The organism is Streptomyces sp. NPDC034043, from assembly GCF_055575675.1.
The window spans coordinates 40,463-60,933 of record NZ_JBVISF010000007.1; the positions used below are offsets into that span (position 1 = coordinate 40,463).

Here is a 20,471-nt window from a genome sequence, read left to right on the forward strand (position 1 = left end):
GCTCCCTCAGTTCGACAGGCGGGCGATGGTTTCCAGGATCCGGGGGCCCAGATCCGTGACGTCGCCCGCGCCCATGGTGAGAACGAGATCGCCGGGCTTGGCCATTCCCGCGATGACGTCGGCGACGGCGTCCTTGTCGTGCTCGGCGGCGACGTCGGCGCCGGCGGTGCGGGCGGCGGAGATGATCAGTTCGCTGGTGATGCCGGGGATCGGGTCCTCGCGGGCTGGGTAGATGTCGAGGACGACGGAGGCGTCGGCGAGGGCGAGGGCCTGGCCCATCTCCTTGCCCAGTTCCTGGGTGCGGGAGAAGAGGTGGGGCTGGAAGACGACCAGGATGCGGGAGTCCCCGGCGGCGCCGCGGATGGCCTCCAGGTCGGCGGTCATCTCCGTGGGGTGGTGCGCGTAGGAGTCGATGACCTGGACGCCGGCCGCTTCGCCCTTGAGCTGGAGGCGGCGCTTGACGCCGGTGTACTTGCCGAGGGCCGAGGCCAGGTTGTGCGCGGGGATGCCGAGGGCGACGCCGGCGGCGAGGGCCGCGACGGCGTTGTGCGCGTAGTGGCGGCCGGGCACGGAGACCGTGAAGGTGAGCGGGCGGCCGTCGAGGAGGACGGTGACCTCGCTGGTCAGACCCCGCGGGGTGATCTTGGTGATGCGGACGTCGGCGTCCTCGTCCTCGCCGTAGGTGACGACGTTCAGGCCGTCGCGGCCGGCGACGCGGCGGGCGATCTCGGCGGCGCCGTCCTGGCCGTGGGCGACGACCAGGGTGCCACCGGGGACGATCTTGCCGACGAAGGTCTCGAAGGACTCGTAGATCTCCTCCATCGACGCGTAGTTCGCGTGGTGGTCGAGCTCCGCGTTGAGGATGATCGCGACCTGCGGGGTGTACTTGTGGAAGCTGCGGTCGCTCTCGTCCGCCTCGGCCACGAAGACCTCGCCCTCGCCGTGGTGGGCGTTGGAGCCGGGGGCGTCCAGGTCGCCGCCGATGGCGTAGGAGGGGTCGAGGCCGAGCGCCGAGAGGGAGACCGCCAGCATCGAGGTGGTGGTGGTCTTGCCGTGGGTACCGGCGACGGCGATCGGGCGCAGGCCGTCCATGACGGAGGCGAGGGCGTCGGAGCGGTGCACGACCGGGATGCCGAGCTCGGCGGCGCGGGCCAGCTCGGGGTTGTCGGCGCGGATCGCGCTGGAGACGACGACGCAGGTGGCGTCGGCGGCGAGGTGGCCGGCGGCGTGCCCGACGTGGACCGTGGCCCCGTGGGCGCGCAGCGCCTGGGCGGTCTCGGAGTCACGGGAGTCGCTGCCGGCCACCCGCGCGCCGCGCTGGGCGAGGATCTTCGCGATGCCGGACATGCCGGCGCCGCCGATGCCGATGAAGTGGGGCCGTTCCATCGCGGTCGGCAGGCCGGGCTTCATTCAGGTCGCTCCAGGATCGAGTGCGGGACGCGCTGCCCGCCGGGGTGTGTCCGCCCCAGCCTATTCGTTGTGGGCGAAGAGCTTGAGCACCGGAACCTCCACCTTGTGCCGGGCGCGGGAGGCCCAGTCGCGGTGGAAGAACTCCTCGACCAGGTGCGGGGCGGTCAGGACGATCACCTCGTCGGCGTTGGTCTCGTCCACCACGGCCTTCAGTTTGTCGAGGGGGTGGTCCTCGACGATCTGGCCGACGGCCTCGGCACCCTTGGCCCGCAGGGCGGCGAGTGAGTGTTCGAGCGCCTGTGCGGCGGGGCCGAGGGCGGCCTCGCCCTCGGGTACGTCTGCCTCACGGAGGGCTTCGGGCAGCTCGCCGAGCGCCACGTCGTCGATGGCCCGCAGCAGTCGGTCCTGGTCGCCCCTGGGTTGCATGAGGACGAAGAAGGAGACCGGGTCGTCTCCGTGCAGAGTGGTGACGAAGTCCACGTCCACCGGGGTCAGCGGCTGCTCGATCATCAATACGCTCGTGAACACGGACGCCCTCTCCTTCATGGCCGAGACCGGTCGGCCGGCCCCTGCAAAAACCATCCTGCCCCGCTGGCGCGCGGAGCCTCGCAGGTATGTGTGCCCAGGTATGTGCCCGTCGGAAGCTAAGCGGAACGAGAAATTCCGCTCTTGTCAGATCCGACGGTAACTGGTGAAGAGGAACCCGGCCTCTTCCAGTACGCAGGCGGGCGCGAGCCGGTGCGGAACGGCGACGGAGGGCCCGCCGGAGATCCGCTGGGCGTCACCCGCCGTGAGCGTCGGGGAGATCGTCAGGCACAGCTCGTCCAGCACGTCGGCGGCCACGAACTGGCCCAGCAGCCGGGGTCCGCCCTCGGTGAGCTGGCGGCGCAGCCCGCGCGCGGCCAGCTCGCCCACCGCCCGCTCCGGGTCCACCGCGGCGCCCTCGCCCGCCACCACGACCTCGGCGCCGGCCGCGGTCGCCTCCGCCACCCGGTCGGAGGGGGCGCCGGCGCCGGTGACCACCAGGGTGGGGACCAGGGGGGAGGTGAACAGGGGCAGGCCGAAGTCCAGGTCCAGGCTCGCCGTGACCACGGCGATGACGGGCGCGGGCCCCTGCCCGGCGGCCGTGCGGCGCGCCGCGAAGGCCTCCCGGGCCCGGGCCGGGCGGTAGCCCTCCTGGCGAACCGTTTCCGCCCCTACGACGATGACGTCGGCCAGGGCCCGCAGGGTGCCGAAGACGCGCATGTCGGTCTCGCCGGAGATGGGCTGCGAGCGGCCGTCGTGCTGCGCGGCGCCGTCGAGGGTGGAGACCATGTTGGCCCGCAGCCAGTGCGCGCCGGGGGCGAGGTCCGGATAGGCGTACGCTTCCGCCAGCTCGTCGAGCGACCACTCGCGGTCGGCCGTGGCCCCGGACGGGGCGGATGTCTGATCGGTCACAGGGAACAGGCGTCGCATCGGTGCAGTGTGACACGCCCCGTAGAGTTAAGAGCTGTGTCAACATCACTCTCCACCTCCGGTCATGCCTCCGGGCGGCCCCCGATAGCCGACGCGGGGCCCCTCGCCCTGTGCGCCCGCGAGCCGCGCGTGCCGGCCGAACGGCTGGTGGCCGAGATGGTGCCGCCGCCGCGCTTCGACTCGGTGCGCTTCGACACGTACGACCCGGACCCGGCCCAGCCGAGCCAGTCCGAGGCCGTCACCGTGCTGAGCGGCTTCGCCGCCGGCCTGGGCGGCGCGCACGCCAGCGGCGCCGGCAGGCGCAGGTGGTTCCAGAAGAAGGCCCCGGCCCCCGCCGCCGGACCGCGCGGGGTCTACCTCGACGGCGGCTACGGCGTCGGCAAGACCCACCTGCTCGCCTCCCTCTGGCACGCCACCCCGGCCGAGCCCGCCCTCAAGGCCTTCGGCACCTTCGTGGAGCTCACCAACCTGGTCGGCGCGCTCGGCTTCCAGCAGACCGTCCAGACCCTGGGCGGTCACCGGCTGCTGTGCATCGACGAATTCGAGCTGGACGACCCGGGCGACACCGTGCTGGTGTCCTCGCTGCTCAGCCGCCTGGTGGAGCAGGGCGTGGCGCTGGCCGCCACCTCCAACACGCTCCCCGGCAAGCTCGGCGAGGGCCGCTTCGCCGCCGCCGACTTCCTGCGCGAGATCCAGGGGCTGTCCGCCCACTTCCGGCCGCTGCGCATCGACGGCCAGGACTACCGCCACCGCGGCCTGCCCGAGGCCCCGGCGCCCTTCTCCGACGAGCAGGTCACGAAGGCCGCGTACGCGACCCCGGGCGCGAGCCTCGACGACTTCCCGGGCCTGCTGGAGCACCTGGCGAAGGTCCACCCGAGCCGCTACGGGGCGCTGACCGACGGGATCGCCGCGGTCTGCCTGACGGACGTCGTGCCGGTGCCGGACCAGTCGACGGCGCTGCGCCTGGTGGTGCTGGCCGACCGGCTGTACGACCGCGAGGTCCCGGTCCTGGCCTCCGGGGTGCCCTTCGACAGGCTGTTCAGCGAGGACATGCTCAACGGCGGTTACCGGAAGAAGTACTTCCGAGCCATATCGCGGCTCACCGCGCTCGCACGCGACGCGAAACCCCTGGTGTCGCAGTAGGTTTGGCACGGCCGGGTCGCTTCTCGCGGCCCGGCCGCTTCCACTTCTGCGAAGGGATCACCATGGCTGCCACACGTAACGCACACGCCGTCTGGGAAGGCGACCTGTTCGAGGGCAAGGGCGTCGTCACCCTCGACTCCTCCGGCCTCGGCAGCTACCCCGTCTCCTGGCCCGCGCGGACCGACGAGGCGGCGAACGGACGGACCAGCCCCGAAGAGCTGATCGCCGCGGCGCACTCCAGCTGCTTCAACATGGCCTTCTCCAACGGCCTGGCCAAGGCCGGCAACCCGCCGGCGAAGCTGACCACCTCGGCCGCGGTCACCTTCGTGCCCGGGCAGGGCATCACCGGCATCCACCTCACGGTCGAGGGCGAGGTCCCCGGCCTCGACGACGACGCCTTCGTCGCCGCCGCCGAGGACGCCAAGAAGAACTGCCCCGTCAGCCAGGCCCTGACGGGTACGACGATCACCCTGAGCGCCAAGCTCGTCTGATCCCGCCCACCGCCGCCGGGCCTCCGCGCACGCCGCCGGGGCCCGGTGGGGTGACGGGCCGCGTCCGGCGCACGCGTCGAGGTCCCCGCCGCGGTGCGCCGTGGTACCACGGGCCGGTCACTTCCCCAGCCGCCCACCGCGGAGTCGCCGATGTCCGTCACCCGACGCAGCCTGCTCGCCGCCGGCGCGGTCGCCTTCAGCGGGGCCCTCGGAGCGCTCTTCGCCACGGGCGGCGCCCGCGCCTCCGCCCGGGGGTACGGGCCGCTGCTGCCCGACCCGGCCGGGCTGCTGGACCTGCCCGCCGGGTTCTCGTACCGGGTGCTCTCACGCGCCGGGGACCCGCTGCGCTCGGGCGGGGGCACGGTGCCGGGCAACTGCGACGGCATGGCCGCCTTCGGCGCGGGCCGCGGCCGGCTGCGCCTGGTCCGCAACCACGAGAACCGCGCCACCGCCGCGCTGCGCGTCCCCGCCGCGGCCGGGCTCACGTACGACCCCGCGGCGCTGGGCGGCTGCACGGTGCTGGAGCTGGACCCGGCGGGGCGGCTGCGCGCCGAACGGGTCGGGCTCGCCGGGACCGCCGTCAACTGCGCGGGCGGGCGCACACCCTGGAACACCTGGCTGAGCTGCGAGGAGACCGAGGAGCGGGCCGGGGAGTCGGGGTACGCCCGGGACCACGGGTACGTCTTCGAGGTGGACCCCGCCGACCCGCACCGGCTCGGCGCCGTCCCGCTGACCGCGCTGGGCCGCTTCGCGCACGAGGCCGTCGCCGTGGACCCGTACCGGGGGGTGGTCTACGAGACCGAGGACGCCTTCGTGCGGCCCTTCGGGCTCTTCTACCGCTTCCTCCCGGCGCTGCCGCTCGGCGGCCCCGGCTCCCTGCGCGCCGGCGGCGTCCTGGAAGCCCTGCGGGTGCCCGGGGTCGCGGACCTGTCGGCGGTGGACGAGCCGGGGGCGGAGTTCCCCGTGGAGTGGGTCCCGGTACCGGACCCCTCGGCGGCCGGGACACCGGTCCGCCTCCAGGACTTCGGCCCGCGCGGGATCACCCACGCGCAGAAGCTGGAGGGCTGCTACTGGGGAGGCGACGGGGTGTACTTCGTCTCCAGCTACGCCCGCAGCGGCGAGGGGGCCGCCGCCGACCACCACGGCCAGGTCTGGTTCCACGACCCGCTGCGCGGCAGGCTCCGGCTGGAGGTGCTCTTCGGCCCGGCGGCGGCCGCCTCCCTGCCCGGGGACTCCCCCGACAACATCTGCCTGGCGCCCGACGGCGGGCTGATGGTGTGCGAGGACGGCGGCGGCGACCAGTACCTCTTCGGCGTGACCCCGGGCGGTGAGGTCTATCCGGTGGCCCGCAACGCCGACGACATCGGCGCGCTGGGTGCGCCGGAGTGGGGGGAGTTCGCGGGGGTGACCTTCTCCCCCGACCGGCGGACGATGTTCGTCAACGCCTACGCGCCGGGCACCACCTTCGCGGTGACCGGCCCCTGGCGGTGACCCGCGTTCCCGCCCCGGCCGTCTCGCGCTTACGTCCGGCGTGCCGCACGATCGTACGGAACCGACCGGATCGGGGTGGACAGCGGTGGCCGAGCAGGAGAAGAGCGGCAGGGGCGCCCGGAAGGCCGGGGACGCGCCGGAGTCCGGGGACGCCCGGAAGGCGGCGGGCGCACGGGAGCGCGGAAACGCCCGGAAGGCCGACGGAGCGCGCGGGGAGGAGGGCCGGGCGCTCGCGCCCCTGCTGCGGGTGGCGCCCGGGGAGCGGGTCGCCCTCGCCGCCCTGGACCCCTCCGCGACCCCGGGCGGCCCGTCGGACAAGGCGGCCGCCCTCGCGGCCACCGCCCGCCTGGCCGAACCGCTGGCCTCCCTCCAGGAGCGGCTCTACGCGGCCAGCACCGCCGGTGACCGCCGCCGGGTCCTGCTGGTCCTCCAGGGCATGGACACCAGCGGCAAGGGCGGCACCGTCAAGCACGTGATCGGTCACCTCAACCCCTCCGGCTGCCGGGTCAGGGCCTTCAAGGCCCCCACGGAGGAGGAGCGCGCCCATTCCTTCCTCTGGCGGATCGAGAAGGCCCTCCCCCTGCCGGGCGAGATCGGCATCTTCGACCGCTCGCACTACGAGGACGTCCTCGTCGCGCGGGTACGCGAGCTGGTGCCGCGCGAGCGGCTGGAGGGCCGCTACGCGCAGATCAACCGCTTCGAGGAGGCCCTCGCCGACGACGGCGTGACCCTGGTCAAGGTCTTCCTCCACATCGGCTACGAGGAGCAGCGCGCGCGGCTCCTGGAGCGGCTCGACAATCCCGACAAGCACTGGAAGTTCAGCCCGGGGGACGTCGACGACCGCGCGGCGTGGCCCGCGTACCGACAGGCGTACGAGCTGGCGCTGGAGCGCTGCTCCACCGCGGCGCCCTGGTACGTGGTCCCCGCGGACCGCAAGTGGTACCGCAACTGGGCGGTCGCGAAACTGCTGCTGGAGCATCTGCAGGCGATCGGCCCGCAGTACCCGCCGGGTGACTTCGACGTCCAGGAGTGCCGCGAACGGCTACTTGCCACATAGTCATATATTTTGCGTACGTGACCCTTTCTGTACGCAAAGTAGCGGCCGCGGCCGTGCTCGGTGCCGCCCTCGCGGGATGCGGGGGCGGCGCCCCGGGCACCCCGCAGGGCGCCGGGCAGGCACGACTGGCCAGTCCCGCGGCCTCCGGCCCCGCCTCCGCGTCCGCCCAGGCCTCCCCCTCCGCCCCCGCCTCCGCCTCCGCGCTGCCCGGCGCGCCCGCCCGGGTCCCGGTCCTGCCCCCCGGCCCGAACGGTCTGACCCCCGTCTTCGAACGGGCCCGGCAGCACTCCGAGAAGACGGTCGCGCTCACCTTCGACGCCGACATGACCTCCGACCAGGGACCGCGCGCCGCCTCGGGGGAACGGTTCGACAACCCGGACCTGATCGCGACCCTGCGCCGGCTGAAGGTGCCCTCGACGGTCTTCATGACGGGCCGCTGGGCGGAGGAGTACCCCGACCAGGCCAAGTCCATCGGCACGGACCAGAACTTCGAGATCGCCAACCACTCGTACAGCCACCACGCCTTCACCTCCCCCTGCTACGGACTGCCCGCGCTGGACGGCGAGGCGGCGCGGGCCGACGTGGACCGGGCCTTCGCGGCGTTCCGGAAGGCGGGCGCGGTCAACACCGTCCCTTACTTCCGCTTCCCCGGCGGCTGCTACGACGACCGGGCGCTGCGGGCGCTGTCCCCCGCCGGGGTCACCGCGGTGCAGTGGGACGTGGTCAGCGGGGACGCCTTCGCGAAGGACCCCGACGCGGTGGCGGAGCAGGTGCTGGCCGGGGTCAGGCCCGGCTCGGTGGTGGTCATGCACTGCACGCGCAGCGCGGCACCGGTGACCGAGCAGGCGATCCAGAAGATCGTCCCCGAGCTGCGAAAGAGGGGATTCCGCTTCGTGAAGGTGTCGGAGCTGATGGGGAAGTAACGTTTCGGCGTGGGTGGCGTGCGCGGCGTGCGCGGCCCGGGTGGCGCGGGCGGCCTGAGCTGCCTTGCCGCCCGGCGCGTCCCGCACGTCCCGCACGGCCCGCGCGGTCCGGCCCCGTCAGCTCCGCCGCGTACTGACGAGGCAGGCCACCGCCCCCGCCGCCCCCGCCAGCAGCAGCGCCCCCGCCAGCGCGCCCAGCGGCAGCGGAACGGCGTCCGCACGGGCGGCCTCCACCAGCGCGGACACCGCGCGGCGGGCCGGGGAGAAGGGCGCGACCCAGGCCAGCACCGAGCCCACGCCCCCGGCGAGCACCCCCAGGCCCCGTGCCCGCAGCAGCGGCCTGCCGCACACCGCGCCCACGGCCGCCCCCGTCAGGGCGCACCCCGCCGCCGCCATCGCCCCGGCGAGGGCCGTCGCGGCCGGGGGCCGCTGCCCGAGGTCGCCGAGCACCAGGGCGAGGGCCGCACCCGCCGCCCCCGCGAGCAGCGCCCCGGCCAGCGCCGTCAGCAGGGCCGCCGCGTGCACCCGTACCGGACCGGCCGCGGCGGCGGAGACGGCCCGGGCCGCCGGAGGTTCGGCGGTGACGCAGATCCGGACCAGCCAGGCGCTCACCGGCACCAGGCCGGCCGCCGCGTATCCGAGGGCGTCCGGTGCCGGGTCGCCGGAGCGGATGCCGGCCGCGAGGAACGCCGCGTACAGGACGGAGGGGGCGATCCAGCGCTGGGAGCGCAGCAGCAGGGCGCCCTGGTAGCGCAGCAGGGCGGTCACGGTCACGGGAGTTCCTCCACGGCGCGGATGTGCCAGGGCGGGAGCGCGGTGAGCAGCTCGCGCAGCACGGCGTCGGAGCGGGCGGCGTCCACCGTCAGCAGGACGCCGCCGTCGGGGGCGGGTACGGCGGCCAGGCCCGCGGGCGGGGCGGCGCCGGGCGGGCCGGCCGCGTGGATCCGTACGGCGGGTGCGCGGGCCGGGGCGGGCGGGGCGGCGGGCGCCAGCGTGCCGCCGCGGAGCCGGTAGCGGGCGTCGGGCAGGCCGGCGAGCCGGGCGGGGTCGTGGTCGACGAAGACCACCGTGCCCCCGGTGGCGGTGCGTTCGGTGACGGCCCGGTCCAGTTCCGCCCGGGCGGCGGCGTCCAGCCCGGTCCAGGCCTCGTCGAGGACGAGCAGCGCCGGACCGGCGAGCAGCGCCTGGGCGACGGCCACCTTCTGGCTGGTGCCCTTGGACAGTTCGGCCATCAGGGTGCGGGCGTGGCGGGCGGCGCCGAACCGCTCCAGGGCCCCGGCGGCGCGCCGGGCGGCCTCGGCGGCCGTCAGGCCGTGTACCCGGCCCAGGTGGGTCAGGTAGGCGCCCGCCGTAAGCGGCAGGGCCGCCGGGAAGCGTTCGGGGACGTAGGCGGTGCGGGACGGACGCCCCTCGACGCGCCCCTCGGTCGGCGCGTCGATGCCGGCGATGACGCGCAGCAGGGTGGACTTGCCGCCGCCGTTGCCGCCTTCGACGCGGACGAGGGAACCGGCCGGCAGCTCCGCCGTGATCCCGCGCAGCACCCAGGGCCGCCGCCTGCCGTAGCGGCGGCCGACGTCGGTGAGCCTCAGTGGGCGGCCGCCGTCTCGGTGAGCTCGCTGGGCCGGACGATGACGAAGCCCTCGCCGCTCAGCTTCAGCTGGACGGCCTCGCCCGAGCCGCCGCGGATCATGGAGCCGACCGACTGGGAGCGGTGCAGCCCGGCCTCCAGCGCCGCGCTCCAGCCGACCACCGCGTCCGTGTCCACGTACACCGGCGACTGCGCGGTGACCGGGATGACGATCGGGTTGCCGTCGCAGACGACGGCGAGCTTGCCGGTGCCGGTGAAGACGCTGTTGAAGAGGCCGCCGCCGGTCATGCCGGCGCCCTTCACCATCCTGATCTCGTAGGAGAGCGTCGCGTCGAAGCACAGGACGTTGCGCCCGTTGACGGTCAGGGCGTCGCCGGGCTCGAGGTCGATGACGAAGCAGTTGCCGGCCTGGTGGGCGAACCACGCCTCGCCCTGGCCGCGTACGGACATCAGCGCGAGGCCCTCTCCGGTGACGGCCCGCTTGAGCATGCCGCCGACGCCCTGGCCCCGGCGCTCGAACTGGAGGTTCCCGCGGAAGGCGACCATCGAGCCCTGCCGGGCCAGCATCTCCCCGTTGACGGCGTACTTGACGGACTTGGCGTTCTGCAGGGTCATCCCGGGCGCGGTGGCGGGCTGGGCGAGGTTCTCGCTCGCGAAAAGGTCGCTCTTCATGGACCCGATCCTCACCCGCGCCGGCCACCCGGGACATCCTCCTGAAGGCGGAGCCTGGCATCCTTGGCGGGATGAGCAGCCAGCACCCGAACGAGACCACAGACGTACCCGCGGTCGGCGCGGACAGCCCCTTCCGGCGCGAGCACGCCCCGCGCGACGAGGCCCCGCAGTTCGTCCTGCCGCTGGTGGTGCGGATCGAGAAGACCGACCCGCCGGCGCGGACCGACGCGCTGGAGACCGCGGCCCGTGCGGTGCTGGTCCTGCTGGCGGACGAGCGGTCGCACGGCGAGGGCGAGTGGGCCGGGGCGGTGCGCGACTGGCAGGACGCGCGGATCCGCAAGGTGGTCCGGCGGGCGCGCGGGGCGGAGTGGCGCAAGGCGGGGACCCTGCCGGGGGTCACCGTGGAGGGGGAGGCGTCCGAGGTCCGCGTCTTCCCGCCGGTGCCGCTGGACGGCTGGCCCAAGGAGCTGGCCAAGCTCCAGGTGTCGGGCACCGACCTGGACGACCCCGGGCCGGCCGGTCCGGCCGAGCCGGGCGTCCCGGTGCTGTGGCTGAACCCGGACCTCGACATGTCGGCGGGCAAGGCGATGGCGCAGGCCGGGCACGGGGCGCAGCTGGCCTGGTGGGAGCTGACCTCGGCCGAGCGGGCCCTGTGGCAGGCCTCCGGCTTCCGGCTGGCGGTACGCACCGCCCCGCGCGAGCGGTGGGCGCGGCTGAGCGGGAGCGGCCTGCCGGTGGTCCGGGACGCCGGCTTCACGGAGATCGCCCCGGGCTCCTGCACGGTGGTCTCGGACCACCCGGCCCTGCGCGCCCGGCTGTGAACCCGCCCTGAACCCGCCCTGAAGCGGCGGGAACCTCAAATGTTGCTCTGAACGTCCCCTCCCCGTGGTTGGGCGTGCCCGTGGGAGGTCATCACTTCGGCACACGGTCCGTGAAGGGGGCGAGGGGGACATGAAGCCCATGGAACGCCTGGGGGTGGGCATCGGCTGGCGGCCGGAGATCGCGGACGCGGTCGAGCGGCTGGACGGCCTGGACTGGGTCGAGGTGGTGGCGGAGAACGTCTGCCCGGGCCACCTGCCCGAGTCCCTGGTGCGGTTGCGCGAGCGGGGGGTCCGCGTCGTGCCGCACGGGGTCTCGCTGGGCCTCGGCGGGGCAGACCGTCCCGACCCGGCGAAGCTGGCGGCGCTCGGGGAGCGGGCGGTGGCCCTGGGGTCGCCGCTGGTCACCGAGCACATCGCCTTCGTACGGACCTCCTCGCCGCTGCTGGAGGCCGGGCACCTGCTGCCCGTGCCCCGGACCCGGGACGCGCTGGACGTGCTCTGCGAGAACGTCCGGATCGCGCAGGACGCGCTGCCCGTGCCGCTGGCCCTGGAGAACATCGCCGCGCTGATCACCTGGCCCGGGGAGGAGCTGACGGAGGGCCGGTTCCTGACCGAGCTGGTCGAGCGGACCGGCGTACGGCTGCTCGTCGACGTGGCCAATCTGCACACCAACCGCGTCAACCGCGGCGAGGACCCCGCCGCCGTGCTGGACGGGATCCCGCTGGAGGCGCTGGCGTACGTGCACGTCGCCGGGGGCGTGGAGCGCGACGGCGTCTGGCACGACACCCACGCCCACCCCGTGCCGCCCGTGGTCCTCGACGTCCTGGCCCGGCTGCGCGAGCGGGTGGACCCGCCCGGCGTCCTGCTGGAGCGGGACGACGACTTCCCGCCCGAGGCGGAGCTGGCCGCCGAACTGGGCCGGATCCGCGCGGTGGTGGACGCGGGCGGGCCCCCCGGCGCCCTGCGCGAGCGGGTCACCCTCCGCGAGGACGCGGCGGGCACGGCCGGTGAGACCGCGCGGACCCGGCTGGCGCTCGGGCAGGCGGCCCTGCTGTCGGCGCTGGTCGCCGGGACACCCGTACCCGAGGGTTTCGACCGGCAGCGGGTCCGCGTGCAGGCGCGGGCGCTCGCCGCCAAGCGGGCCTCGGTGGTCGCGAAGGTGGCCCCGGAGCTGCCCGGCATCCTGGGCGGTCCCGCCGCGTACCGCACGGCCTTCCTGCGGTACGCCCGCAGCCGCCCGATGACGGCCGGATACCGCCGGGACGCGCTGGACTTCGCCGAGCACCTGCTCGTGCGGGAGCTGCCGGCCGACCCGGCCGCGCGCGGGCGGCTCGCCGACTGGTGGCGGGAGCGGGCGGGGGTGCGGCCGCCGGGCCGCTTCACCCGCTGGGCGCGCGCCCTCGTGGGAAAGGCGTCGCCGTGAACACCCTGGCCGTCGCCGTCTGGGCGGCCGTGACCGTCTCCACCCTCCTGCTGCTGCGCGCCCTGCGCCGCTCCCGGCCGCCGGTGCCCGGACCCGCGCCCGCCGTGCACGACCTGTCCGAGGCGGCGTTCCTCGCGGGCGGCCCCGGGACGGTGGTCGACACCGCGCTCGTCTCGCTGCTCGGGGACGGCCGGCTGGTCGTCGGCGGCCCCGGCATCGTGCAGGCGCGGCCCGGGGCGCGGGGCGCGGACCCCGTCGAGCGGGCCGTGCTGCTGGCGCTGTCCCGGGCGCCGTCGGGGTGGCTCTACCAGGTGCGGTACGCCGCCATGTGCGAGCCGGCCGTCCAGGAGACCGGGGACGCGCTGGCGGCGCGCGGGCTGCTCTCGGCCCCCGGCGCGGGGCGCGGGGTGCGGCGCCGGGGGCTGGCCCAGGCGGTGGTGTGCCTGGTGATGCTGCCGTTGTCGCTGCCGCTCACCTTCATCTTCCTGCCGGCGGACCCGGAACCCGGGGTTCCGTTCGCCCTCGCCGTGCTCCCGGCCCTGCTGGGCGGCATCGTGGCGGGCCTGGTGTGCGCGCGGCGGGCCGGGCGGCGGATCACCCCGGCGGGGCGGCGGGCCCTGGCCGCCTTCCGGGAGCGGTACGCGGCCGATCCGGCGCCCTGGGTGCGGACGGCGCTGTTCGGGCTGCGGGGCCTGCCGGATCCGTACCTGCGCGGGCAGCTGGTGCCGGCGGCCCGCGGTACCCGGCTGGCGGCGGCGCAGTCCCGCGGGCGCGGGACCGGTTCGGCGGGCACGTCCGGGGCATGGGCGGAGCCGCTTCCGGTGCTCTGGTGCGCGATGAGCGACGGCGGTGGCGGTTCCTCCGGGGCGGGCGGCTGCGGAGCCTCGGTGAGCGGCTGTTCCGGCGGCTCGGGCCACGGGTGTTCCGGTGGTTCGGGTGGGTCCGGTTCGAGTTGCTCCGGCGGTTCGGGTTCGAGCTGCTCCAGCGGTTCGAGCTGCGGCGGTTCCTCCGGTTCGAGCTGCTCCAGCAGTTCCTGACCGAGCATCACCGGCGGTCTTCGGCCGATGCGGTGGGCCGCCGTGCCGGTGGTGGCGCGGGCTTCGCCGGCCCTCCCGGCGGACGGGGCGGATTCGGCCGGCCGGGGACCGCGCGCGGTACGGGACCCGGAGCGGCGGGCGGCGCCGGGGCGCGACACGCCGTGAGGTCTACGGCAAGAGGGCGTACCCGGCGCGGCGTTCCGGCGGTGTGCCTGTACGGGCGCGCGGTCCTGGCATCTCATCGGACCGGACGATGAGATGAAGGGGCCGCCATGCGGACGTACCGGACGACGCCGCGCCTACGGCAGGGGGCCGCCGCCGCGGCGCTCTGCCTCGCCCTGTGCGCCCCCGCGCCGGCCCGGGCGAGCGGGGCCGGCACCGGGGACGGGCCCGGGGGCGGAAGCACCGCCGCCGAGGACGCCGGAGCGGAGCTCGTCGCCCGGCGGGCGGCCGCTGCCGCCGCGCTGCGGCCGGCGGGCGGGCCCACCGGGGCGGTGGGGGCTCCGGCGCCGGGGACCCGGCCCGTGCCCCCGCCCCGGGCCGGGAGCGGGCGGCTGGAGTTCCGGCCGTGTCCCGCCGTCGAGGAACTGCCCGATCCCGTGCGGTGCGCCACCCTGCGGGTGCCGCTCGACTACGCCCGCCCCGACGGCCCGCAGATCTCGCTCACCGTCAGCCGGGTCCCGGCGAGCGGCCGCGGCGGCGCCGCCCGGCAGGGCGCCCTCGTCCACAACCCCGGCGGACCGGGCGCCTCCGGGATGTACTTCCCGCTGCTCGCCGACCGCCCCGCGTGGAGGCGCATCGCGGCCGCCTACGACCTCGTCGGCTACGCCCCGCGCGGAGTCGGCCGCTCCACCCCGCTGGCCTGCCAGGACCCGGCCGAGTGGCCGCAGGGGCCGACCCAGGTCCCGGCCGAGCCGTCCGCCGCCCACAAGCGGGAACGGCTGGCCGCCGCCCGGGCCTACGCCGAGGGCTGCGCCCGGCACGCCGGCTCCGCGCTCGCGCACTACACGACCCTGAACAACGCCCGCGACCTCGACGTGCTCCGGGCCGCGCTCGGCGAGCGGCGGCTGACCTTCACGGGGGCCTCGTACGGCACCTACCTCGGGGCCGTCTACGCCACCCGCCACCCGGAGCGCGTGCGCCGCATGGTCTTCGACTCGGCGGTCGACCCCGACCCGCGCGGCATCTGGTACCTCAACAACCTCGCCCAGGCCCCGGGCTTCGAGCGCCGCTGGGCCGACTTCCGCGCCTGGGCGGCCCGTCACCACGCGACGTACGGGCTCGGCACCACGGCGCGGGCCGTGCAGGGCAGCTACGAGAAGGTCCGCGCGGCCGTGGCCCGCACCCCGGCGGGCGGGCTGGTCGGGACGGGCGAGCTGCACGCCGCGTACCTCCAGGCCGCGTACTACGACGACGTGTGGCCGGACCGGGCCGCGGCCCTCGCCGCCTTCCTGCGCGGGGACCCGGCCCCGCTCGTGCGGCAGGCGGCCCGCGATCCGCGAACGGCGCGCGAGGCGGCCAACGCGACGGCCGTCTACACGGCGGTGCTGTGCAACGACGCCCCCTGGCCCGCCGACTGGGAGACCTGGGACCGCGACAACACCGAACTGGCCCGCCGCGCCCCCTTCGAGACCTGGGCCAACGCCTTCCTGAACCTGCCGTGCGCCTCCTGGCCGGTATCCCGCCGGCAGCGGCCCGTCGAGGTCGGGGCGGAACCGGGCCGCCTGCCCGGCACGCTGATCGTCGCGGCGGAGCGGGACGGGGCCACGCCCCACCGGGGCGCGCTGGCACTGCAGGGGCGGCTCGGGACGCGGGCCGCGCTGGTCACGGAGCGCGGGGCGGGCACCCACGGGGTGGCCGGCGGACGCAACGCGTGCGTGGACCGGCACGTGGAGCGGTATCTGCTGACGGGCGCCACCCCGGGGTGGCGCGTCACGTGTGCGCCGCATCCGGAGCCCGCACCGGTGTCGCTGGACGACGGGGCGGCGAGCACCTCCAGGGCGCTGCTGCCGCCGGTCGTCTGAACTTCCGGGCGGGGTCTCCGGCTGCGTCGATTCGGGGGCAGGGCCTCCCGATCCCCGGAGACCACCCTTGTGTCACGGGTGTCCCTCCGGTCCTTCCCCCCAGGGGAGGTATCAGGCGAGCCCGGCCACCAGGTCGGCGACGGACTTGCGGCGCCCGGTGTAGAAGGGCACCTCCTCGCGGACGTGCATCCGGGCCTCGGAGGCACGCAGGTGGCGCATGAGGTCGACGATGCGGTAGAGCTCGTCGGCCTCGAAGGCCAGCAGCCACTCGTAGTCGCCCAGCGAGAACGAGGCGACGGTGTTGGCGCGCACGTCCGGGTAGCCGCGGGCCATCTTGCCGTGGTCGGCGAGCATGCGGCGGCGGTCCTCGTCGGGCAGCAGGTACCAGTCGTAGCTGCGCACGAAGGGGTAGACGCTGACGTAGTCGCGGGCGACCTCGTCGGCCAGGAAGGCCGGGATGTGCGACTTGTTGAACTCGGCCGGGCGGTGCAGGGCCATGTTCGACCACACCGGCTCCAGCGCGCGGCCCAGCTTGGTGCGGCGGAACAGGTTGTAGGCGGTCTGCAGCTCGTCCGAGGTCTCGGCGTGCCACCAGATCATGATGTCCGCGTCGGCGCGCAGGCCGGAGACGTCGTAGGTGCCGCGGACGGTGATGTCCTTGGCGGCCAGCTGATCGAACAGCTCCTGGACCTCGTCGGCGAAGCCGGTGCGGTCCTCGGGCAGGACGTCCTTCAGCTTGAAGACGGACCACAGGGTGTAGCGGATGACCTCGTTGAGGTCCTTCGCCTTCTTCCCCGCGTTGGGAATCTTCTCTGGTGCAGTCATGTGTCCATTGTCCCGTGTGCTGATCAGTGGTCTGTCCCAGGGGTGGCCAAAGCGGCGGACACCGCGTCGGCCGCCTTCCCGGCGCTCGCGACGCAGGCCGGGATGCCGACCCCGTCGTACAGGGCCCCGCAGACCGCGAGACCCGGCAGCCCGGCCACGGCGGACCGGATCCGCTCGACCCGGGCGAGGTGGCCGACCGGGTACTGGGGCAGTCCGCCGTCCCAGCGGGTGACGGTGGCGGCCACCGGCCGGGCGGCCAGCCCGACGGCCTCGCCGAGGTCGCCGAGGGAGACGTCGACCAGCTCGGAGTCCTCCCTTTCGAGGTCGCCCTCGTCGCCGTGGCGGCCGATGGAGGTGCGCAGCAGGAACAGCCCGGGATCGGCCCCGGCCCAGGCCCACTTGTTGCTCGAGAAGGTGGACGCCTTGATCGTGCGGCCGTCCACGGGCGGTACGAGGAACCCGCTGGCGTTCCCGTCGGTGATCGCGGCGGGCAGGTCGGAGCGCCGGAAGGCCATGGTGACCAGGGCCATGGAGGCGTACTCGACCTCGCGCAGCCCGGCGGCCGCCGCCGGGGCGAGGCCGGCGAGCAGCCCGGCGGCGGGTCCGGCCGGGGTGGCGAGGACCACGGCGTCGGCGTCGACGGCCTCGCCGTCGGCGGTGACCCGCCAGCCCGTGGGCGTACGGGTGAGGCCGCGCACCGGGGTGCCGGTCAGGATCCGCGCCCCGGCGGCCCGGCAGGCTTCGGCGACGGCGAGCGGCAGCCGGCCGATGCCGCCGGAGATCCCGGCGAAGAAGGCGCCGGCGGCGGCCGCGCCGATGACGGTGGTCCGCTCGGCGGCCGCGCGGGCCGCGGCCCCGCTCTGGAGGGCGCGGACGCTCTCGGTCAGCGTGCGGTGGGTGCGGACGGCCTCGTAGAGGGCGGGGACGGCGGCGCGCAGGGAGATGCGGTACGCGTCGCCGGCGTAGACCCCGCCGAGCAGCGGTTCGACCAGCCGGTCGACGACCTCGCGGCCCATCCGGGCGGCGACGTACTCGCCGACGGCCACGTCCTCGCCGACCTCGGTGGGCGGCAGCCCGCTGTCGGCGGCGATGCGGGCGAGGCCCTCTGCGGACAGCACGCCGGAGGCGGCGAGCGCGGCCGTGTCGCCCGGGACGCCCATCACGTGCCCGCGCGGCATCTCCCGCAGCGTGCCCCGGGTCCACAGCCGGGCGGTGGTCGTGGCCGGGGCCTGGAGGGCGTCGCCGAGGCCGACGGCGCGGGCCAGTTCCAGCGCCTCGGGACGGCGGGCGAGCACGGATTCGGCACCGAGGTCGACGGGGTGCCCCGCGAGTTCTCCGGCGTACAGCTTGCCGCCGAGGCGCGGGCCGGCCTCCAGGAGGGTGACGCGGACTCCGTCGGAGAGCAGCCGGTGGGCGGCGGCGAGGCCGGAGATGCCACCGCCGATGACGACGGCGTGCCGCGAGGGGCCCGGCCGGTCCGTACGTGTGTCCGCTTCGTGCATGAACACATCGTCTCAGACCGGCCGGTGAGGCCTGAACGTGACCGCATCGGAACCGGGCCGGAACCTCGCGGGCGCAACCCGGCGGGGGCCGCCGGACGTCGAACCGGGGACATCAGCCGATCCCCGGGGGTACTGACGATGCACACGCTCCACAGACACCGCCGCGCCGCGATGCTGGCCGGCCTCCCGCTCGCGGCTGCCCTCGTGCTCACGGGCTGCGGGGCCGACGGCGGCGGAAGCGCCGCCTCCGACCGGGCGGCGGTCGCCGGCCCCCGGGAGGGCGCGGCCGCCCCGGGCAAGCCGGGGGCCGGGGCCGCCGCTCCCCCGGCGGCGGCCCAGGACTCCAAGACCGGGTCGCAGGCGCCGCTGCGCCCGCACGTCATCCGTACGGGGACGCTGACCATCGAGACGGCCGAGCCGCAGAAGGCCCTCGCCACGGCGCGCACGGCGGCCGAGGGCGCGGGCGGGTACGTCGGGAACGAGTCCACCGAGCGCGGCCGCGACGGCCGGCTGACCTCGACGCTGACCCTGCGGGTGCCGGGTGAACGCTTCGACGCGGTGATCGGCGCGCTGGAGGGCAGCGGGAAGCTGCTGAACCGGAAGGTCGAGGCGCAGGACGTGACCGAGAAGGTCGCCGACGTCGACAGCCGGGTCAAGTCGCAGCAGGCGAGCGTGGCCCGGGTGCGGGAGATGATGGAGAAGGCCTCGGCGCTGAGCGACGTGGTGATGCTGGAGGGCGAGCTGAGCCGGCGCCAGTCCGACCTGGAATCGCTGCTGGCCCAGCAGAACGCGCTGAAGGACCAGACCTCGCTGGGCACGATCACGGTGTCGGTCTCGGAGCCCGCCGCCGGGCCGGAGAAGCCCCGGGAGGAAGAGGAGCCGGGTCTGGGCGATGCCCTGAGCGGCGGCTGGGACGTGTTCGTCACGCTCGTGCGCTACCTGGCCCTCGCGGTGGCGGCGGTCCTGCCCTTCGTGATCGCCGCCGGGCTGCTGGCCCTCGGGTTCAGGGCGTACCGCCGCTTCCGCCCGGCGAAGCCGAGGACGGGCCTCAAGCGGACCCTGGTGCCCCGTCAGGCCGCGCCCGCCGCGGCGGAGCCGGCCGCCGGGGGCGCCGGTGCCCCGGAACGGACTGGAGCGGATCTCCAGGACTGACGCCGGGTCCGCCCGTAGCGTGTCCCCGTACACGCAGGCGACGGCGCGGAGGCGGGGCGGACGATGGCGGTGGAACGACTGGTGGTGGTCGGCGGTGACGCGGCGGGGATGTCCGCCGCGTCACAGGCCCGGCGGCTGAAGGGCCCGGCGGAGCTGGAGATCATCGCGTTCGAGCGCGGGCACTTCACCTCGTACTCCGCGTGCGGGATCCCGTACTGGGTCGGCGGACTGGTCGGCGAGCGGGACGACCTGATCGCCCGCACCCCGCGGGAGCACCGTGCCCGGGGCATCGACCTGCGCACCCGGACGGAGGTCGTGGAGCTCGACGTGCCGGGCCGCCGGGTGCGCTCGCGGGACCTGGAGAGCGGCGCCGAGTCCTGGACGGGCTACGACAAGCTGGTCCTGGCCACGGGCGCCCGCCCGGTCCGGCCGAAGCTGCCGGGGATCGGCGCGCACGGGGTGCACGGCATCCAGTCACTGGACGACGGGCAGCGCCTGGCGGACACCCTGGAGCGTACGGAGGGCCGCCGGGCGGTCGTGGTCGGAGCGGGCTACATCGGCGTGGAGATGGCCGAGGCCCTGGTGAACCGGGGGTACGAGGTCACCGTCCTGCACCGGGGCCCGCAGCCCATGTCCACCCTGGACCCGGACATGGGCGGCCTGGTGCACGCGGCGATGAACGCCATGGGCATCGTGACGGTCGCCGACGCCGAGGTGGTGAAGATCCTCGCCGACGAGGAGGGCCGGGCCCGCTCGGTGGCCACCGCGGACGGGCGGGAGTACCCGGCGGACGTGGTCGTGCTCGGCCTCGGCGTGGAGCCCCGTACGGCCCTGGCCCGCGCGGCCGGGCTGCCGCTGGGCGAGTCGGGGGGCCTGCTGACGGACCTGTCGATGCGGGTGCGGGGCCACGAGGACATCTGGGCCGGCGGTGACTGCGTGGAGGTGCTGGACCTGGTGGCGGGCCGCATGCGGCACATCCCGCTGGGCACCCACGCCAACAAGCACGGACAGGTGATCGGCTCGGGCGTGGGCGGCGGCTACGCCACCTTCCCCGGCGTGGTCGGCACGGCGGTCAGCAAGGTCTGCGACCTGGAGATCGCCCGTACGGGGCTGCGGGAGAAGGACGCCCGGGAGGCGGGCCTGCGCTTCGTGACGGCCGCCATCCGCTCGACGAACACGGCGGGCTACTACCCGGGCGCGCAGGAGATGACGGTCAAGATGCTGGCGGAGCGGCGTACGGGCCGCCTGCTCGGTGTCCAGATCGTCGGCGGTGCCGGCTCCGCGAAGCGGGTGGACATCGCCGCGGTCGCCCTGACGGCGGGGATGACGGTGGAGCAGGTGGTCTCCCTGGACCTGGGGTACGCCCCGCCGTTCTCCCCGGTCTGGGACCCGGTGCTGGTCGCCGCCCGCAAGGCCGTCTCAGCGGTCCGCTCGGCCGTTTAGGACTGCGGGGCCCC

General features: G+C 75.5%; 19 protein-coding genes. 11 read left to right on the top strand and 8 right to left on the bottom strand.

Annotated elements, in window-relative coordinates; translation table 11 throughout:
- Positions 1 to 6 precede the first annotated feature (6 nt).
- The 3 genes from murC to ACZ51S_RS18665 form a co-directional block, all read right to left on the bottom strand.
- Positions 7 to 1,410 (bottom strand): UDP-N-acetylmuramate--L-alanine ligase, encoded by a 1,404-nt coding sequence (gene murC, locus ACZ51S_RS18655; RefSeq protein ID WP_468479287.1) that lies wholly within the window; start codon positions 1,408 to 1,410, stop codon positions 7 to 9.
- Positions 1,411 to 1,470: 60 nt separating this feature from the next.
- Entirely contained in the window at positions 1,471 to 1,938 is a 468-nt protein-coding gene (locus ACZ51S_RS18660; RefSeq protein WP_388938582.1) for an indole-3-glycerol phosphate synthase, read from the bottom strand.
- A 144-nt stretch (positions 1,939 to 2,082) separates the two neighbouring features.
- Positions 2,083 to 2,865, bottom strand: a complete 783-nt coding sequence (locus tag ACZ51S_RS18665; protein ID WP_468802737.1) for a pyrimidine reductase family protein — start codon at positions 2,863 to 2,865, stop codon at positions 2,083 to 2,085.
- 36 nt (positions 2,866 to 2,901) lie between these two features.
- Between ACZ51S_RS18665 and zapE the strand changes: the two genes are divergently transcribed.
- The 5 genes from zapE to ACZ51S_RS18690 all read left to right on the top strand — a co-directional run bounded on the left by zapE (position 2,902) and on the right by ACZ51S_RS18690 (position 7,970).
- Positions 2,902 to 4,008 carry a cell division protein ZapE gene (gene zapE / locus ACZ51S_RS18670; RefSeq protein ID WP_468475419.1) on the top strand — a complete coding sequence of 369 codons (1,107 nt, stop codon included), beginning with the start codon at positions 2,902 to 2,904 and terminating at the stop codon, positions 4,006 to 4,008.
- Between the two features lie 62 nt (positions 4,009 to 4,070).
- Positions 4,071 to 4,499 carry an OsmC family protein gene (locus ACZ51S_RS18675; protein ID WP_388938575.1) on the top strand — a complete coding sequence of 143 codons (429 nt, stop codon included), beginning with the start codon at positions 4,071 to 4,073 and terminating at the stop codon, positions 4,497 to 4,499.
- 150 nt (positions 4,500 to 4,649) lie between these two features.
- The gene (locus tag ACZ51S_RS18680; RefSeq protein ID WP_468802739.1) at positions 4,650 to 5,990 is read left to right on the top strand and encodes an alkaline phosphatase PhoX; all 1,341 of its coding nucleotides are present in this window, start codon (positions 4,650 to 4,652) and stop codon (positions 5,988 to 5,990) included.
- Between the two features lie 238 nt (positions 5,991 to 6,228).
- A complete protein-coding gene (locus tag ACZ51S_RS18685; protein ID WP_468961587.1) occupies positions 6,229 to 7,047 on the top strand; it encodes a PPK2 family polyphosphate kinase in 819 nt (272 codons plus the stop codon).
- Between the two features lie 17 nt (positions 7,048 to 7,064).
- Positions 7,065 to 7,970, top strand: a complete 906-nt coding sequence (locus ACZ51S_RS18690; RefSeq protein WP_468961475.1) for a polysaccharide deacetylase family protein — start codon at positions 7,065 to 7,067, stop codon at positions 7,968 to 7,970.
- A 117-nt stretch (positions 7,971 to 8,087) separates the two neighbouring features.
- On the opposite strand, the gene ACZ51S_RS18695 is transcribed toward ACZ51S_RS18690, so the two are convergent.
- The 3 genes from ACZ51S_RS18695 to ACZ51S_RS18705 are packed head-to-tail and all read right to left on the bottom strand — an operon-like array spanning position 8,088 to position 10,230.
- Entirely contained in the window at positions 8,088 to 8,738 is a 651-nt protein-coding gene (locus ACZ51S_RS18695) for an ABC transporter (RefSeq protein WP_468475425.1), read from the bottom strand.
- A 2-nt stretch (positions 8,739 to 8,740) separates the two neighbouring features.
- The gene (locus ACZ51S_RS18700; protein WP_468961589.1) at positions 8,741 to 9,559 is read right to left on the bottom strand and encodes an ABC transporter ATP-binding protein; all 819 of its coding nucleotides are present in this window, start codon (positions 9,557 to 9,559) and stop codon (positions 8,741 to 8,743) included.
- A complete protein-coding gene (locus ACZ51S_RS18705) occupies positions 9,556 to 10,230 on the bottom strand; it encodes an AIM24 family protein (protein ID WP_468888655.1) in 675 nt (224 codons plus the stop codon). The genes ACZ51S_RS18700 and ACZ51S_RS18705 overlap by 4 nt, the downstream gene beginning before the upstream one ends.
- Positions 10,231 to 10,301: 71 nt before the next feature.
- On the opposite strand from ACZ51S_RS18705, the gene ACZ51S_RS18710 reads away from it, so the two are divergent.
- From ACZ51S_RS18710 to ACZ51S_RS18725, 4 genes are all read left to right on the top strand, one after another.
- The gene (locus ACZ51S_RS18710; protein WP_468475415.1) at positions 10,302 to 11,051 is read left to right on the top strand and encodes an aminoacyl-tRNA hydrolase; all 750 of its coding nucleotides are present in this window, start codon (positions 10,302 to 10,304) and stop codon (positions 11,049 to 11,051) included.
- 130 nt (positions 11,052 to 11,181) lie between these two features.
- A complete protein-coding gene (locus ACZ51S_RS18715; RefSeq protein WP_468961477.1) occupies positions 11,182 to 12,474 on the top strand; it encodes an MbnB/TglH/ChrH family RiPP precursor modification enzyme in 1,293 nt (430 codons plus the stop codon).
- Positions 12,471 to 13,511, top strand: a complete 1,041-nt coding sequence (locus ACZ51S_RS18720) for a TIGR04222 domain-containing membrane protein (RefSeq protein WP_468961479.1) — start codon at positions 12,471 to 12,473, stop codon at positions 13,509 to 13,511. The genes ACZ51S_RS18715 and ACZ51S_RS18720 overlap by 4 nt, the downstream gene beginning before the upstream one ends.
- 272 nt (positions 13,512 to 13,783) lie before the next feature.
- On the top strand, positions 13,784 to 15,535 hold the full coding sequence (locus ACZ51S_RS18725) for an alpha/beta fold hydrolase (RefSeq protein ID WP_468961481.1): 1,752 nt from the start codon (positions 13,784 to 13,786) through the stop codon (positions 15,533 to 15,535).
- Positions 15,536 to 15,646: 111 nt separating this feature from the next.
- Here ACZ51S_RS18725 and hemQ read toward each other — a convergent pair whose 3' ends face one another.
- The gene (gene hemQ, locus ACZ51S_RS18730) at positions 15,647 to 16,360 is read right to left on the bottom strand and encodes a hydrogen peroxide-dependent heme synthase (RefSeq protein WP_388938559.1); all 714 of its coding nucleotides are present in this window, start codon (positions 16,358 to 16,360) and stop codon (positions 15,647 to 15,649) included.
- A 23-nt stretch (positions 16,361 to 16,383) separates the two neighbouring features.
- A complete protein-coding gene (hemG, locus tag ACZ51S_RS18735) occupies positions 16,384 to 17,862 on the bottom strand; it encodes a protoporphyrinogen oxidase (protein WP_468475411.1) in 1,479 nt (492 codons plus the stop codon).
- Between the two features lie 138 nt (positions 17,863 to 18,000).
- Between hemG and ACZ51S_RS18740 the strand changes: the two genes are divergently transcribed.
- Positions 18,001 to 19,014 carry a DUF4349 domain-containing protein gene (locus ACZ51S_RS18740; protein ID WP_468802746.1) on the top strand — a complete coding sequence of 338 codons (1,014 nt, stop codon included), beginning with the start codon at positions 18,001 to 18,003 and terminating at the stop codon, positions 19,012 to 19,014.
- A 63-nt stretch (positions 19,015 to 19,077) separates the two neighbouring features.
- Positions 19,078 to 20,457, top strand: coding sequence for an FAD-dependent oxidoreductase (locus ACZ51S_RS18745; RefSeq protein WP_468802747.1), 1,380 nt, complete (start codon positions 19,078 to 19,080; stop codon positions 20,455 to 20,457).
- Positions 20,458 to 20,471 lie beyond the last annotated feature (14 nt).